Source organism: Brevibacillus sp. AG (assembly GCF_028369215.1).
In the GTDB taxonomy this organism is placed as follows: Bacteria; Bacillota; Bacilli; order Brevibacillales; family Brevibacillaceae; genus Brevibacillus; species Brevibacillus porteri.
Genome location: NZ_JAQMYO010000002.1, coordinates 36,825 through 52,395, shown reverse-complemented (window position 1 = coordinate 52,395; position 15,571 = coordinate 36,825). Strand labels below are relative to the sequence as shown.

The 15,571-nt window shown below is 48.1% G+C and carries 17 protein-coding genes; 4 read left to right on the top strand and 13 right to left on the bottom strand.

What is annotated here, in order from left to right:
* Nucleotides 1–67: 67 nt before the first annotated feature.
* Nucleotides 68–901 (top strand): DUF1835 domain-containing protein, encoded by an 834-nt coding sequence (locus POF51_RS05420; RefSeq protein ID WP_069851410.1) that lies wholly within the window; start codon nucleotides 68–70, stop codon nucleotides 899–901.
* A 47-nt stretch (nucleotides 902–948) separates the two neighbouring features.
* Here POF51_RS05420 and POF51_RS05415 read toward each other — a convergent pair whose 3' ends face one another.
* On the bottom strand, nucleotides 949–1,209 hold the full coding sequence (locus POF51_RS05415; RefSeq protein WP_015892299.1) for a YusU family protein: 261 nt from the start codon (nucleotides 1,207–1,209) through the stop codon (nucleotides 949–951).
* A gap of 158 nt (nucleotides 1,210–1,367) precedes the next feature.
* Between POF51_RS05415 and POF51_RS05410 the strand changes: the two genes are divergently transcribed.
* Complete coding sequence (locus POF51_RS05410; RefSeq protein WP_083261718.1) at nucleotides 1,368–1,814, top strand: GNAT family N-acetyltransferase; 447 nt, start codon at nucleotides 1,368–1,370, stop codon at nucleotides 1,812–1,814.
* A gap of 49 nt (nucleotides 1,815–1,863) precedes the next feature.
* Here the strand turns inward: POF51_RS05410 and POF51_RS05405 are convergent, their stop codons facing one another.
* The 3 genes from POF51_RS05405 to POF51_RS05395 form a co-directional block, all read right to left on the bottom strand.
* On the bottom strand, nucleotides 1,864–2,304 hold the full coding sequence (locus tag POF51_RS05405; RefSeq protein WP_017250347.1) for a small multi-drug export protein: 441 nt from the start codon (nucleotides 2,302–2,304) through the stop codon (nucleotides 1,864–1,866).
* 88 nt (nucleotides 2,305–2,392) lie between these two features.
* Complete coding sequence (locus tag POF51_RS05400) at nucleotides 2,393–3,388, bottom strand: ABC transporter permease (RefSeq protein WP_069851414.1); 996 nt, start codon at nucleotides 3,386–3,388, stop codon at nucleotides 2,393–2,395.
* A complete protein-coding gene (locus POF51_RS05395) occupies nucleotides 3,354–4,337 on the bottom strand; it encodes an ABC transporter ATP-binding protein (RefSeq protein WP_170831634.1) in 984 nt (327 codons plus the stop codon). Before POF51_RS05395 ends, POF51_RS05400 begins: the two co-directional genes overlap by 35 nt.
* A 105-nt stretch (nucleotides 4,338–4,442) precedes the next feature.
* On the opposite strand from POF51_RS05395, the gene POF51_RS05390 reads away from it, so the two are divergent.
* Nucleotides 4,443–5,231: a GDSL-type esterase/lipase family protein gene (locus POF51_RS05390; RefSeq protein ID WP_069851416.1), complete on the top strand. Its 789-nt coding sequence runs from the start codon at nucleotides 4,443–4,445 to the stop codon at nucleotides 5,229–5,231.
* Here the strand turns inward: POF51_RS05390 and POF51_RS05385 are convergent.
* The 9 genes from POF51_RS05385 to POF51_RS05345 form a co-directional block, all read right to left on the bottom strand.
* Nucleotides 5,223–6,458, bottom strand: a complete 1,236-nt coding sequence (locus POF51_RS05385) for an MDR family MFS transporter (RefSeq protein WP_271754256.1) — start codon at nucleotides 6,456–6,458, stop codon at nucleotides 5,223–5,225. The two genes, POF51_RS05390 and POF51_RS05385, sit on opposite strands and share 9 nt — an antisense overlap.
* Nucleotides 6,459–6,685: 227 nt before the next feature.
* Nucleotides 6,686–7,534, bottom strand: a complete 849-nt coding sequence (locus POF51_RS05380) for a YtnP family quorum-quenching lactonase (RefSeq protein ID WP_017250352.1) — start codon at nucleotides 7,532–7,534, stop codon at nucleotides 6,686–6,688.
* A 74-nt stretch (nucleotides 7,535–7,608) separates the two neighbouring features.
* Nucleotides 7,609–7,905 carry a hypothetical protein gene (locus POF51_RS05375; RefSeq protein ID WP_017250353.1) on the bottom strand — a complete coding sequence of 99 codons (297 nt, stop codon included), beginning with the start codon at nucleotides 7,903–7,905 and terminating at the stop codon, nucleotides 7,609–7,611.
* Nucleotides 7,906–8,070: 165 nt separating this feature from the next.
* Nucleotides 8,071–10,074, bottom strand: coding sequence for an oxidoreductase (locus POF51_RS05370; RefSeq protein WP_271754253.1), 2,004 nt, complete (start codon nucleotides 10,072–10,074; stop codon nucleotides 8,071–8,073).
* A gap of 146 nt (nucleotides 10,075–10,220) precedes the next feature.
* Nucleotides 10,221–10,691 (bottom strand): hypothetical protein, encoded by a 471-nt coding sequence (locus tag POF51_RS05365; RefSeq protein ID WP_069851422.1) that lies wholly within the window; start codon nucleotides 10,689–10,691, stop codon nucleotides 10,221–10,223.
* Between the two features lie 75 nt (nucleotides 10,692–10,766).
* Entirely contained in the window at nucleotides 10,767–11,081 is a 315-nt protein-coding gene (locus POF51_RS05360; RefSeq protein WP_017250356.1) for a hypothetical protein, read from the bottom strand.
* 175 nt (nucleotides 11,082–11,256) lie between these two features.
* Complete coding sequence (locus tag POF51_RS05355; RefSeq protein WP_069851424.1) at nucleotides 11,257–12,717, bottom strand: LCP family protein; 1,461 nt, start codon at nucleotides 12,715–12,717, stop codon at nucleotides 11,257–11,259.
* Nucleotides 12,718–12,946: 229 nt separating this feature from the next.
* Nucleotides 12,947–13,084: a hypothetical protein gene (locus tag POF51_RS05350; RefSeq protein WP_007717021.1), complete on the bottom strand. Its 138-nt coding sequence runs from the start codon at nucleotides 13,082–13,084 to the stop codon at nucleotides 12,947–12,949.
* Nucleotides 13,085–13,141: 57 nt separating this feature from the next.
* The gene (locus POF51_RS05345; RefSeq protein ID WP_069851426.1) at nucleotides 13,142–14,095 is read right to left on the bottom strand and encodes a carbohydrate kinase family protein; all 954 of its coding nucleotides are present in this window, start codon (nucleotides 14,093–14,095) and stop codon (nucleotides 13,142–13,144) included.
* Between the two features lie 227 nt (nucleotides 14,096–14,322).
* Between POF51_RS05345 and POF51_RS05340 the strand changes: the two genes are divergently transcribed.
* On the top strand, nucleotides 14,323–15,540 hold the full coding sequence (locus POF51_RS05340; RefSeq protein WP_271754248.1) for an MFS transporter: 1,218 nt from the start codon (nucleotides 14,323–14,325) through the stop codon (nucleotides 15,538–15,540).
* Nucleotides 15,541–15,571 lie beyond the last annotated feature (31 nt).

Here is a 15,571-nt window from a genome sequence, read left to right as displayed (position 1 = left end):
CCTACAATCGGAAAAGACACGATCTGATTTTCGGGATCGTGTCTTTTTAATCATGAGGAGCTAACGAATGAACAAATTTCACATCTGCTTCAGCCTATCTGCCTACGGTACACTTCGATCCGTCTTCCGCAAACAGAATCTACTACAAACAGAAAGCATCATCTGTATCGAGGATGATTTTTCAGTTGGACCGCTACATCAACTGGAGACCGCAACCGGGATGAATGAAAGGATTGAATGGATTCATTCTTTCTTCAAGCAAGTAGAACCGATCTCTAACGAAGACCTGACAACGCTAAAAGCATACCTGCTGCGAAATCTAACCTTGCCATCACAGATCCCTGATGCCAGTAGCGTAATTCTGTGGCATGGTCAGAACGCATCTGACAGCATAGGGATTCGTTATGTTGTCTCCATGCTTCAGGATAAAAACCTCTCATTCGAAGCAATCGATATAACGGCATTTAGTGTGAATTGCGATTACAAAGTAAGAAACATAGACGGCAACGAGGTATCTTATGTATGGAAAAGCGCGGGTGCCCTCCCTCCCAAATTGGTGATGGACGCTTATCAGGTGAAAAAGAATATGCCTGCGTCTCTCGTACAAAGCCTCATCCTCGAATGGGAAAAGTGGTCGCAATCTGATAGTACGCTGCGCGTTTACAAACAGGGTGAGGTATTAGAAGTATCGGAGGATTATTATGATGCCTCGCTCTTGGAACATGCATCAAATAAGTTCCAAAAGGCTGCACGTGTGATCGGTACCGTCATGGGGGAAAGCGATCAATGTATTGGTGACACGTATTTGACATACCGGGTTCACGAGCTGATCAAGCAAGGCCTGCTAGATTATCGTGGAGAGTTGATGCCTCTACGCCGCTTAGAGATTCGATTGAAGTAAAAAAACGCTGTTCTCTTTCGCAAAGAGACAGCGTTTTTTCCTACTCTTTAATGCTTTTGATTTTTCTCCTGATTCCACTGCTTGATTTGCTCGATGATTTCCCGAATTTGATTCCGTGCTTCCATATGCTCAGGCTCGCTTCCCCAATGCTGAATCAGCGGAGGCATTGCTTTTGCCATTGTCGTGTACAGGCACCATACTTTTACCATTTCTACGCGCTCAGGAGTCGCTTCTCCTGTCAACAGCTCTGTAAATTTACGAACGAGATCCTCCAGTTCAGGGACCAATGCTTCTTTTTTCTCGTCCATGTCAGTTACCTCACTTTCGGGAACTTTTCTATTTGTATCCTTGTTTATTTTACGAAAAAACGCCCAAGCAGAAAAGGAAGATTTTTCAGGAACGATCGGTTACGCTTAAGCTATCAAGATGATCGAGGTGAAGACTTATCAAAGACACTGGTATTCAATTGGTTCCAACAACCAGAGATAACTGGCAAGATGCATTACGCTTGCAGGTACAAGATGAGCAGCAGCGCTTTGTCCCGTCTGTTGCCGTTTCATTAGCGAAGGTTCATATCCGCCCTGATGGTGACAACTGCGCATATGAACCATTCTGTTTGTATAACGCTGATGAAATGGTTGGGTTTGTCATGATTACCTATGACGCCTCAACAGATTGGTGTTACTGGTTCAACGGTTTTTTGATCGATCACCAGTACCAAGGCAAAGGATATGGCAGAGCGGCTCTCACAGCGATCGTGGATACGGTACGGAACCGTTTCCCGCAAAGCCGATTTGTCAACCTGACCGTATGCCCAGACAATGCAGGTGCAAGACATTTATACAGACAAACCGGCTTTGAAGAAACTGGCGACGTATACGATGGAGAGATTGTCTACAGAATCACGTTATGATGAGCATGAACAAAAACCGCCAGAAATTGGCGGTTTCATGCATATAGCTCTATTTCGTTTCTGGTACCATGAATTGCAACAGACCAAAAGCCACTCCTGCCGTCAATAACACACTCCAGATAATGATGCCCACCGACATCCACAGCATGAGCTTTTTCGTAGGGGCTCCCAGCGAGATACCAATAGCAGCTCCCAGTGGGGCTCCCGTTAAAAGCGGCGAAGCGAGACCAAGGCCGACCACTCCGTATTTATCCCATATCTGCCACATGCGCCCCTGACGCTTGCTCCGTTTCTCTACACGCTTTAAAAGCCAGGCGCGCAAAGAACCTCCCAGAAAAATGACGACACCTGCGCTGATAATCGCACCCACCGCACTAAATATTCCGATCAGAACCGGTGGTAGTTGCAACATAAAACCTACAGGGATCGCTGCCCACAGCTCAAACATGCCAGATAGTGTCACCGAGCCTGCTTTCCATAATACGTCCATTCTGTTTCGTCTTTCTCCTCTCGCTGTCTTTTTCATTCGTCATGGTAAAGACGAGCAGACATGTCATTAAGTAACGGAATTTGTTAAATTAGGATGTGACATCCTTACGGATAAAGGTCGCGTACGCAATGATCAGCGCTGCGATCGCCCATACACTCAACACGGTCAGCGAGAACGGCAACGTCATCCCTTTAATCGGAGGTAGTGTTCCATTTAGGTAATCCGTAAGCTGCAAATTTACCACGAACAAGTATTTGGACGATTCCCAGGAGGATGCCATCTGCGTCAGGATCGTTCCGCTAATTAATGCTGCCATCATAATTCCCATCCCCGCAGCCGCACTCCGAACCAAAACAGAGACCATAAGTGTGACCGTGGCAACCACGACGCAGACGAACCAGCCTAGCCCATATTGCATCAGCAAAAATTGCCATTGTGGCAGCATGAAAGCGCCAGATGTCTCCAGTTCTCCTCCCGCTACTTCAAAGCCAGTCAAAATGGGCAGGTCCCATCCCGAATAGCCAAATACGACCCCAGAGAGTAAATAAGCGAGAATCAGTGTCGTGAGAACCGTGAGAGAGGTAAACAGCAGCAGGGTGATGTATTTGCTGGTCAATACCTTCCAACGCCGTACGGGTCGCGTTAATAGTAGCTTTACCGTCCCCTCGCTAAACTCTGAAGATACGAGGTCGACCGCGAGTACGACGATAATCATCGGCAAAAACATCGAAATGGCCTGATCCATAAAGCCACGGGCGAATGTAGGTCCACCCGGCGCCATCGGGTTAATGTCATGATCCAAATAATATTGCTGCTGTGCTATCCTGACCTTGATAAAATCCCGCCACTCTTCAGGAAGACGGCTTGATGCCAGCCTGTTTTGCATATCGACGATTTGTTGGGTTAATAACGGGCGCCAGTCGGTCGTCCCCATTCGTTCTTGTGCAGTGACAACCGAGCGGTACTGCGCGTATGTAAAAATCGGGATCAGAATCGCCAAGATCAGCACAACGACGAGAAAACGGCGCCGACGCAGCAATTTTATGGTTTCATTCTGTACGAGCCCCACCATGCTCTGCTCCATGACTTCCCCCTCCTCCCGTCAATGTAAGGAACAGGTCTTCCAGTGTAACCGTCTTTGTCGCAATCCCCATCACAGGTATGCCACCATTGACCAATGCTTGGTTAGCCTCGCTCACTTTTTCTATGTCCATGCGTGATTTCAGACGCTCTTCACTGACCACCCACACATCTGTCACTGCTGGTAGTTTCCGCAGGACTTCCTCGGCCTTCTGTATGTGGGAAGACGGGATTGTCCAATCGACCTGATCAGCAAACTGCTCCATCAGTTCTTTGACTAATCCAACCGAAATGACCTTCCCTTGGCTGATAATCGCCACCCGGTCACACATCATCTCGATTTCACTGAGAAGATGACTCGAAATGAAGACAGCGAGCCCTTCCTCCTCGGCAAGCTTACGAATAAACTGGCGCAACTCACGAATCCCCGCCGGGTCCAAACCGTTCGTCGGTTCGTCCAGGATCAATATTTTCGGACGATGCAAAAGTGCCTGCGCGATCCCCAGACGCTGCCTCATTCCGAGTGAGTACGTTTTTACCTTATCATCAATTGCCCTCTCCAAATCAACGAAGCGGACGATTTCCTCAATACGCTCAGGCGTAATACCACCGCTCATTCTCGCAAACTGCTCCAGATTCTCTCTGCCCGTCAAAAACTTGTATAGCTCCGGATTTTCAACGATACAACCAACCTGCGCAATTGCTTGCGGAAACTGTTCCTGAAGGGAGATGCCTCCGATGCGAATATCTCCCCCATCGGCTTTTGCCAATCCAACGAGCATGCGGATCGTAGTGGTTTTGCCTGCGCCATTCGGCCCGAGAAATCCAAATACCTCTCCGGCGAAAACATCAAACGTAATATCATGAATGATCGACTTTTTGCCAATCGCTTTTTGCAATCCCTTTACTGAGAGGACCGTTTCGGCCAATGTGCGCCCTCCTATCTGAGTCATGCCTCGTCAACTGACGATGGCGTTCTGTTTATGGTACACTGTCATAAGATGTCCATCCACATTATACCATGACCATACACTTTAAAACGAATAGGAGGATACCCGATGCGCACATCCGGCCAATTTCTTTGGCGCACGGCAGGTCTCTTGTCTTTACTCTCCTTTCTCTTATTTGCGACAGGGTTTGTCCTCGCGATGAACCCGCAGCAGTTAGCACCATCCGCAGCACCCCCACCTGCCCAAAAAGAGCAGCCACCCTCTCCTTTACCAGAAAAGGGTGTCCACAAAGTAGTCGCACTAGGGGATTCCCTCACGCGCGGTGCCGGAGACGCAAATGGCCAAGGCTATGTCGGACTCGTTCGCCAAGCATTGGAGAAAAAATCGGGCCAGTCTATTACGTTCACAAACCTCGCAATTAATGGACAGGAATCATCTGAACTGCTCAAACAAATGTCTCAGGAGCAAGTGAAGAAGCTGCTCGCTGAAGCCGATCTGATTCTTTTTACCATCGGTGGCAATGACTTGTTCAGGCAGACAGGTGGGCTGTATACCATTGAAAAAGAAAAAGTGACCACAGCTCTTAATCAGCTTGCGGTCAACTATGAAGAGATTCTCAAACAGATTCGCAGCGTCAACAAAACGGCGACGATCGTCTATACTTCCCTGTATAATCCTTTTGGCAATACCGAAGCAGCCGTCGACACCATCGGGCCTGTGCTCGACTGGAACAATCAGGCGTCCCAAATCGCCTCAAGATACCCGCAAGTATTCGTGGTGCCGACCTACGACTTGTTCTTGCGTAAAGAACAAAACTACTTGTATACAGACCACTTCCACCCGAATGCTGAAGGCTATAAACGGATGGCGGATCGGATCTTGCAAGCGTTAGAGTGATTCAGCCCTCGCTTCATTCAAGGACTTGCCACGGGTTGCTTCAAAGGCGCGAGCACCCGCCCATTGGAAGGCACTGCTCATCATCGAGGTAGCTGCTACAATCAGGAACAGGGTCGTACCTCCGTAGTTTGCCAACAGCAATCCACCCATCCACGGACCGATGAACTGGCCGAGGTTGCTGAAGCTTTTCGCACCGTAATAGCTGCCGCGCATACTCTCTGGCGCCATTCGGTCGATCAGGACGTCTCCTGCTGTAAACGTAAGGATTTCACCAATTGTGAAAAATACCATCGCCACAATGAATATCAGCCATGAGTTGGCAAAGGCATAACCCACGTCACCAACTGCATACATGACGTTTCCCACCACAATCGCGGTGAGAGGCGTCTTTTTTTCTGCCCAGTTCGTCAACGGAAGCTGCATCACAATCACGACAATCGCATTGACTGTCATCAGGATGGCAAATAGCTCTGTTCCATTCACGACCGTCATTTCTGCGAATTTTGCCAGCGTAGATGACATTTGCGAGTAGCCTATCGCTCCCAAAACACCGGCGAGCATGTACAAACGAAACGCTTTGTCGTGCACCACAACACTGAATGCACGGCCGAATGTAACCACTTCTTTCTTTTGACCCTCAATTTGCTTAATGCCAAACTTGTTCAATAATCCTTGCAAGCTAATCACATAGATGAGATAAATCACTGCCGTCATCAGGAAGGGTAAGGCTACAGAGCTTTTCGCCAGCACTACCCCTGCGATAGGCCCTACCGCTACCCCCACGTTAATCGCCATGTAGCGAATACCGAACACACGAAGCCGCTTCTCTTGTGGCGTTACATCTGCCATCAGCGCCTGGGAGACCGGTTCGTAGAAGGATCGACAGAGTCCCCCTGCTATATTGAGAAAAAGCAGAATCCACGGGTCTTTACTAAGCGCAAACCCGACGAACACGAGCGTCCACACGTACAACGCGCCTAGCATGACTCGCCTGCGCCCGATTCTGTCCGACCACGCTCCCGCAATAAAACCTCCGATTGTACCCGCGAGTGGTCCTGCTCCAATAGTCAATCCGATCATAGCCAAGCTCATATCTGTTTGATTAGACAAGTATAAAAACAAAAACGGCATGCTCATCGAGCTGGCGGCCCGGACGAACACGGTCCCGACGACTAATGACCAGACAATCGGGTGAAACTCCTGTAAACGCATCTTGATCCAGCTCATTGTCTCTCTCCTCACCACTGTTATGCCTTTCCATCTTTGCCAGAACAGATGCTCTGTGATGTTCCCATTGTAGAGAGGCAATGGTCGTTCGTCAATGAGCATTCAAAATTTTTTGATTATGAAACATTTCTATTAGAGTAATCAAAATTTCGATAGGGTTGGACACGGTGACCTTAAACAACGCAAAAGACCGCCAGTAAACACTGACGGTCTTTTGCTTGTCCTTTTTACAAAATAACTTCTATCCGATCAATCATTTCTCCCTGTTCGTTCCATTTCACCGCACGGTAAACGCTATCGTGGTAGAACGTGAACCAAGCTCCTTGCTTGATCCCGTTGTTGATCCATTCGTCTTTTGCAAAGATGGATGTCATCGGGTAGTCATCGTAGGCCATCACCCATAATGGATTTTGATGGGCGTGTGTAGGCATGATGTCCGCTAGATGCAAAAGCAGCTGCCCCTCTGTCTCCATCCGTACGATAGCATGTCCCTGGCTGTGACCGCCTGTATGATGAAGCGTGATTCCCGGCACAACTTCCTGCGAAGCTCCGTACGTCTTCACCTGATTCTCAATCGGACGCCAGTTTTCTTCCCAATATGTATTCTTCGAGCGAATATTCGGCTCTCTCATCTCCGCCCATTCCTGCTCCTGCACGTAGATGACAGCTTGCGGAAATGTAGAGATAAGTTGTCCATCACGAATAGAGACAAGTCCGTTGGCATGATCGTAGTGCATATGTGTCATGATGACGATATCGATATCAGCAGGAGTCAATCCTTTTGCAGCAAGGGAGTCCACCACTTGAGACTCTTCTTCCAAGCCAAAATTGCGCTTCTGTTTTTCCGTTAGCCGATCATTTCCCAATCCCGATTCAATCAAAATACGCTTGCCATGAGCCTGTACCAGGATCGGGTCAGCACGCAAAGGGATTTGATTGAGATCATTCGATGGATATCTTTTGCTCCAGAGCGGCTTGGGCACGACTCCAAACATTGCGCCTCCGTCCAGCTTCGTGAGTCCACCTCTCAGCCAAGACAATTGAAACTGACCTACCTGCCATTCGTTCCCTACCATGATCCTGCCGCCTCCTCGATTGCTCGGAATGATGATTGAAGATCGAAAGTGAAAAGCACCCCGTTCAGGGTGCCTTACATCTTTTCTGCTACACTTACAGTTCTAGTCGCCGGGGCGATTTCTAACAGGAGATCACTTGATACAGCCTGCACAGTGACATCTGAATCACTTCGTCTATGATGAAGCACGAGTTGCGCTACCTTTTCATTCTCTCGGTAAACGCTGATTAATGTCTGTAATGGATTGGCACTCCCGCCTGCGATCATCTTAAACCCCGGGGCTATCGTAAACGTCCATCCCTCCACCTCTACTAGCGGTGCTAACGAGTACAGGAAGTAACGTTTCCCTAAGAGAATGCCATTATGGTTCATCAAGGCGAGAGCCCCCAATCAAATGAATTTGAACAGTATAACTTCATTTTGCAAGAATTAGCGGAGGTTGAAAAGCGATTCGACAAAACTTCTAAAAAGACGACATACTTTTCTTAATCATATCCGATCCCCATTGTTTTCGAAATAGAAAATCTTTTCATCACCTTAAATCGCTCTTCCTACCGTCGCGCCCTCCAAAATCGCTCGCTTAGCATCGAGCTCTCCCGCTTCTTTAGCCCCGCCTATGAGGTGCACAGGCAGCCGATCAAGCAATGCGTGGTATAGCGAATTGTTGGAGGTCGCTCCAGCCGCTACAATGACCGTATCAGCAGGTATCATGCGTTCCTCCCCGTTCTGAATGAAGTATACCCCTTCTTCTGTAATCCGGCTATATTCAATTTGTGTCAGCATCTCTACGCCACGTCGCTTCAGGTTGGCGAGAACTGCCCAGCGCGTCGTTTTACCCAAGCCCGATCCGACATGCTTCCCACGCCGCAACATGCTGATCTTGCGTTTTCGCTGTTGCAGTTGCTGTACAGCTCTTCCATCCAGAATCCGATACTCCTGCAAGTATTCCGCTGCCTTCGGTGAAATCGTTTCGTCGTGCATCAGCAAATGGGACAAATCACATGCGATTCCTCCTGCACCGATGATGACTACTTGTCTACCGACCTTGGCGCGCTTTTCAAATACCGCATCATATCCCTTTACATGTCCGAGCTCCACTCCTGGAATCTCTGGACGCCGAGGAATGACTCCCGTTGCCACTACCACTTCTGCAAAGCCTTCTTCAATCAGGGCTTCTGCCTCTGCCAGTGTTCCCAGCCTTATTTCGACACCAAGACGCGCAAGCTCTGTCCGATAATAGCGAAGCGTTTCATTAAATTCCTCTTTACCCGGCACCTGTCTGGCGTAGTTTAATTGTCCACCGATCTGTCTTTTGGCCTCCATGATAACCACCTGATGCCCTCGCTCTGCCAGCACACGAGCTGCCTCCAAGCCGGCTGGCCCCGCTCCGATTACAGCTACCTTCTTGCGGTTTTCCGCCGTAACCAACTGCCACTCTGCTTCTCTGCCCACGAGAGGATTGACCAGACAGGAGGCTACCTTCCCATCAAAGATATGGTCGAGACAGGCTTGGTTGCAAGCAATACATGTGTTTACTTCATCAAAACGTCCTTCTTTACTTTTTTGAACGATATACGGGTCCGCTAAAAATGGACGGGCCATCGAAACCATATCGCTGCATTCTTCATACAAAATCTTTTCAGCCTGGCGCATGTCGCTGATTCGATTGCTGGCAATAACCGGGATGTTCACGACCTGCTTGACTTGCTGGGCCACCCATACATACGCTCCACGCGGCACCATCATGCCAATCGTCGGCACTTGTGATTCATGCCAGCCAATTCCGACATTGAGAGCATCAGCTCCTGCCTCCTCCAGCATTTTGGCAAATTGCAATGTCTCTTCCATCGTCGTACTATCTGGCATTAAGTCCAATCCCGACATCCGGTAGATGATCGGATAATCGGGTCCCACTGCTTGGCGGGCACGCTTAGCCACCTCGATACCAAAGCGGGCTCTGCGTAAAAAGTCCCCACCCCACTCATCTTCTCGCTTATTGGTCACAGGGGATAAAAATTGATTGATCAAGTATCCTTCCGAACCCATAATTTCCACGGCATCAAAGCCAGCTTTTTTAGCACGGACGGCGCCATCAGCAAAGCATTGGATCGTTACTTCGATCTCCTCTGCGCTTAACTCTCTCGGCTTCCAACGGTTAATCGGCGCCTGCAATGGCGATGGTGCTACCGGGTCTAATCCTGTTGCTTCCTTGTACGCGTAACGCCCGGAATGGAACAGCTGCAACGCAATTCTCCCATTGGCTTGATGAACCTCTTTCGTGATCAGACGCAATTTCTCGATATCCTCGTCTTGGTATACATTGCAATACTCGTCGCCCATACCGCCTTCTGGATGTACAGCAGCCCCTCCTGTCACGATCAGACCTGCCTCTCCTTTAGCACGCTCTGCGTAAAAGGTAGCAAGCCTCGCTACACCATTCTCAAGCTTTTCAAATCCAACGTGCATGGACCCCATCATTATCCGATTTGGCAACGTCATCGAACCAATTTGAATCGGTTCCCATACTTTTGAAAGTTCCACGTTAAACGCCCTCCCAACGAGTGAATGCTCATTCATTTTTATTTTCTATACGATTCTCTCTCTCCTCCTCATATTCCTCCTTCCTCACATTTCATGCAAAAAGCTCAGGATAATACCCCTGAGCTTTCCTTATGTACAACCTATTTTTATGTGCCGAGTTTGACGAGCATCCCCAAATCTGCGGAAAATCTTGCGATGGTTTCTGTAAATGCGATTTCTTCAGCTTCTGTTCTCGGCATCTGCACGACAAAGTGATAATCCAGTACGACTTTCGCTTCCGCCTGCGTGCCAGGCTCTACAAAGCGGCGCTTTTCTGTCAGCGAACACTCAGCTACCAAGCTTTTTGCTTGCGTCCATAATTGTTGAATCTCCTCATCTTGCAAGCTATAAGGATAGTCAATTTCCACCTCAATTTCACAGCTGTCCTCTTCCGCAAGCGAAAACAGATGGATGGTAGCCGTTGGTTGCTTTTCGTCCTCTGCCTCCGAAAACGTGATCAGAACCTCTTGCCCTTCCGCTTCTTCCAGCAACGAATGATCGGAGCGCAAGACGATATCCGAAATCATTCCATGCGTATGTAACTGTTGATTTAGTTTTTCCAGCATAAATTGTAACACGTACTTCTTTCCTCCTATTTCACGATATCCTCTCGTAGCAGTATAGCACGAGTTCTACAGATGCGAAAAACCCCTTCACGAGGAAGGGGTCGGTGAATTGTTCATATTTTTTTGATTCATGAATTCTGACAGCCACGCACGACGCACTTCTTTGTTTGGACAATAACCTAAAATGTAGCTTTCTCCGCGCATATATTTTTCCTTAATCCACTCTTTATGCTTGCGGAAAAAGGCATGCTGGAAATCAATCGGCATCTGCTGATATTCTTCCAAAGCTGAAGGGTTCTGGAGGAAAAAATCTTCATCGTACACAAACTCTTCGTTTTGTTGGCGGCTGATCAGGTACACAAAAGCAATCACCAGGAACAGGTTCACCAAGAAAATCGTCATAGAAATCCCTCCAGTCAGTAATAATTATCTGATTAATCTGTCTTATCAGCATATTATTATTGTACCACGAAATTGGTGTTTTCTAAACCTTTTCCATAAACGAATTTTTAAAATTTTTTAATGAATCGACAAATAAAAACACCCGCTCATGATGAACGGGTGTTTTTCGTACTCGTTAAGAGTTCGTGTTCGATCCTTGTGTAGTTGCAGGACCTGCATCTTGACTGGACGGCGGGATGATATCCGGCGGTGGTGTAGAGTTGTTGCCGTTATTACCTGCTGGTACAGTCCCAGGAGATTGTGTTGCATCAGTCGCAGGCGTCTGTGCTCCCTGACCTTGATCTGTCGACTGGCCTTGCCCTTCTGAGTCTACGACATCAGGTGGCGGCATTGCACCTTCATTTGCCGTACCGTCTTGATTGTCTGTTGAATTCGGCTCTTGTTCTTTCGGAGCCTCCGTTTTTTGTTTCGTTGATGTTGACGCAGCTGATTCTGTCGTTTTCTTCTTGACGCTCTTCTTGTTGCTTGTCGCTACCGCTTCACCGGAACCGAGTATCGGAGAATTGTTGAGCGACGCTACGACGCTCCCACTCAATCCCATCTCTGATTGCAAGGAATTGCGAACAGACTCGAGCTTTTCTTTTTCGAGATACGTGTATCCTCCCTGCCAATATGCCCCATTATCCAATGCGGTGACCGTAGAAGAATTAAATCCTTTGAAATCGTAGGCCAAGCCTTTGATCTGATCCTTGGAAAGATCGGTATGTATATTCTTGGCACCTACGTCCATGACGTTAAATATCTTCGTTAAGCCTTCAAGAGAAGCCGTTTTGTCCACGACAGCCTTGATGACCTCTTGTTGGCGACGGTTACGGTCGAAGTCACTGGAGTAGTACTTCGTTCCACGGTTGTCATGACGATGTCGTACATAACCAAGTGCTTGCTCACCATTCAATTTTTGAAGTCCTGGCTGGAGATTGATGTGAGTATCGTCAGTTGGATCATCGTATACCAGTTTGCGATCCACATTGACTTCCACACCACCTAATTCGTCAATGACCGCTTTGAAACCATCGAAATCAATGGCTACAAAATGCTCAATCGGAATACCCAGTACTTCATTCAACGTTTTCTTCGTTAAGGAAATACCATCTTCAGTAACCGTTTGGTTGTTGCGCTCTGCTTGCCTGCGTTCTGCTTCGCCATTGGCATAGACAGAATTGATCTTATGGTAGTCGCGATAGCCTGGGATCTTGACGCGTGTGTCCCGCGGAATCGATACCATGGTAACTTTCTTCGTCTTTGGGTTGGCAACTGCCACAATCATTACGTCTGTATTCATGGAACCAGTTTCCGGACGGGTATCAGAACCAAGCAATACAAACGACATTGGCTTATCCGAGTAGTAAACAGGATCGACATTTTGGGATACTGGCGAAGTAAATCCGCTGTTTGCAGGGCTCGTTACTTCCGTCAGAGTGTCCTCAATTTTCCAATAAATTGCTCCAGCCACACCGCCAACCAGCAGCAAGGTGATCAATGTGAAGGATACAACGAGTTTACGTATTTTTCGATTACGGCTCGGCTGTTTCTTTCGAGAAGCTGAAGCGCGTGTTTTCACAACAGTATCTGGCATATGAATCAGTCTCCTTGTTCGCGCACGCTTTTTGACAAAGTAAAGGGAGGCACGATTTTGAATTGTGCCACTCGACAATATGCACCACTTTTTTCTTCAGTTGGCAATACTCTGATTGAGGTATTGTACCATATCGTTGTCTGCATTTGTAGAAAAATGTTCCTTTAAACGAAAAGTCCCCCATCTTTTTGTCGATAAGGGGACTTTAGTTGCACATATAAATTTCGACTTATTGCAAGCCGCGTGGTGCCTGACTAAATCCTTGTACAGGACCTTCAGGTCGCTTGTTTTTGGAGCGGTGTGAATCCCCACCCTGCCGAACATGGCTCTCTTGTTTTCCATTCACATCATTCGATTTCTTTTCCATGACATACACTCCTCCTCTGTACCAACTAACGGGTAGTGTACGTCAAGCTATGTATTTTCATTCTCTGTCGAGGATCTGTCTTTCTTTTGCGGCATAGTAATCTTTTCGTGCCAAAAGGACATCGATATCGTATTGGCCATTTCCCTTTGTTCTCATCTCGGCCAAAGCAACGCCGAAAGCTGCTTGTTCTGTAAGGGACAATGCCTTGTTTTGCGCATAAATGATACCTGCGGCAAACGCATCTCCTGCGGACTCTCGAATCGGCATAGTCGGGGCAGCAAGCCATTTTTCCTCCTGTGCGGTGCACAGCCACAGCCCTGCTTCCCCACAAATGACCATGACCTGATGAATACCTTCTGCCACCAATTTTTTCGCGCATATTTCCACATCATTATAGGAATGAAGTGATTGGCCAACTAGCACTTCCAGTTCATCAATGCTCGCGACAAGTATATGAACACCTTCTAGCAACCCTTTCCATTTTTCTGCTTTTTTCACAGAAACAGGGTCCACGATGATCTTTTTGTCGAGTCTTCTGGCTTCCGCCAAAAATGCCCGCATAACCTCGACGGGAAGATTGGCATCCAGAAACAAGCCTGCGGCCTGAGGCAAGCGTTTGAGACCTTGCTGGACAATCTCCGCTGGCCACTCTTCATTTAGTTCCATGTCTGCAACAGCCGTGTACAATTCACCGTCACGATCACGAATAGCCAAGTAGCGCCCAGTCGATTTCCCTGCGATTCGCAACATGCCATGAGTAGCCACTCCACTATTTGCTGTGACCTGTCTTAGCCACTCGCCATCTGCATCTTCTCCCACCAGAGCAAACAGCTGCACTTCTTCTCCTAGCCATCCCAGATTTTCCGCCACGTTTCGAGCTACGCCGCCTGCTGCTTGATGTACTTCACCCGGATTACTTGTTCCAGGCAACAGTCTGGCAGAAGTGACCCCCTGCACGTCAACATTGGCTCCTCCCACGCATAGCCAGTATTCTGTTATACCTTCCAGCATTCCAGCATTCCCCCTAGCCTTCTGCTCATGGTCTAGTCCATTGTGCTCCTCTCTTTTTCGACAACGTTTCGCCATTTACCTACTTTTTTAAAAACTTCCTGACAGATCAAATTCTTTATTTCCGACCATCATATTCCCATCATTCATGGATGACGTCCTCTAGAATCCATGCTACATTGAAAAAAATAAAAAGTAAGTTACCTAAGAAAGGTTGGGGATGAACTGACATGAGTGCCTCATCAACACCCATTCACTCTACACCGGCAGGGACTGCGGCACCAACTGTCTATCGCATGCTATTTGCCATTAGCATTGCGCATCTGTTAAACGACAGCTTACAAGCGGTCATCCCTGCATTGCTTCCTATTGTAGAGAAGAATCTGGCATTAACGTTTACACAAGTCGGAATGATTTTACTCGTCATGAATCTTACTTCATCTGTTTTGCAACCATTCGTCGGTTACTTCTCCGATCGCAAATCGATTCCTTTATTGCCACCACTGGCTTTGATCGTATCGGGATTTGGGATGCTGGCACTCGCATTCTCCGGCAGTTACTATTTCGTTCTCGCAGCAGTCGCCTGTGTTGGTATTGGCTCAGCCATCTTCCACCCAGAAGCCTCACGCTTCGCCCACTTGGCATCCGGTCCTCGCAGAGGGCTGGGACAATCCATTTTTCAAGTAGGTGGAAATGCCGGGCAAGCACTCGCCCCCTTGATGACCATCCTGGTCTTTGCAAATCTGGGACAGACAGGGGCTGCCTGGTTTCTGTTGCCCGCGCTATTAGCTAGCGGCATCTTGCTCTATGTTGCTCTCTGGTATCGTGGGCAACAGCGCTTGAAAAAGGCTACTGCCGCACCTGTCACGTATACGAATCGGAACAAGCGATTGATTGCACTCGGCCTCCTGGTTGTCATCGTCAGTGTGCGATCCTGGATGAATGCTGGCTACCAAAGCTTTTATCAGTTTTATTTGATGTATGTGAAAGATATGGATTATGCCAGTGCACAGCTCGTCATTTTTGGTTTTCTTTTCGCAGGAGCGATTGGGACATTTTTTGGCGGACCGCTGTCTGACCGATTCGGAAAAAGGAACTTGCTCGTCATTTCCACACTCGGTTCACTTCCACTGACATTGCTGACGCCTTACGTCTCAGGCTATTGGGCCTTTCCATTACTGGTGATCAGCGGCTTTATCATGCTTTCCAGCTTCTCCGTCACAGTCGTGTACGCGCAGGAGCTATTGCCTGGCAAAATCGGTACCGTATCCGGGCTGATCATCGGGCTTGCCTTTGGAATGGGAGGCATGGGCGCTCTCGTTTTCGGCTATCTCGCCGATCTTTACAGTCTGAGCTTTGTCATTCTGTTATGTTCGTTCCTCCCGTTGATCGGGGTCATGGGCTTTTTGCTGCCGAAAGACAAGACACTCCGCGAATGGGCTCACTAATCTATTCCAAGGAAAAGTCAAAACAAAAAAC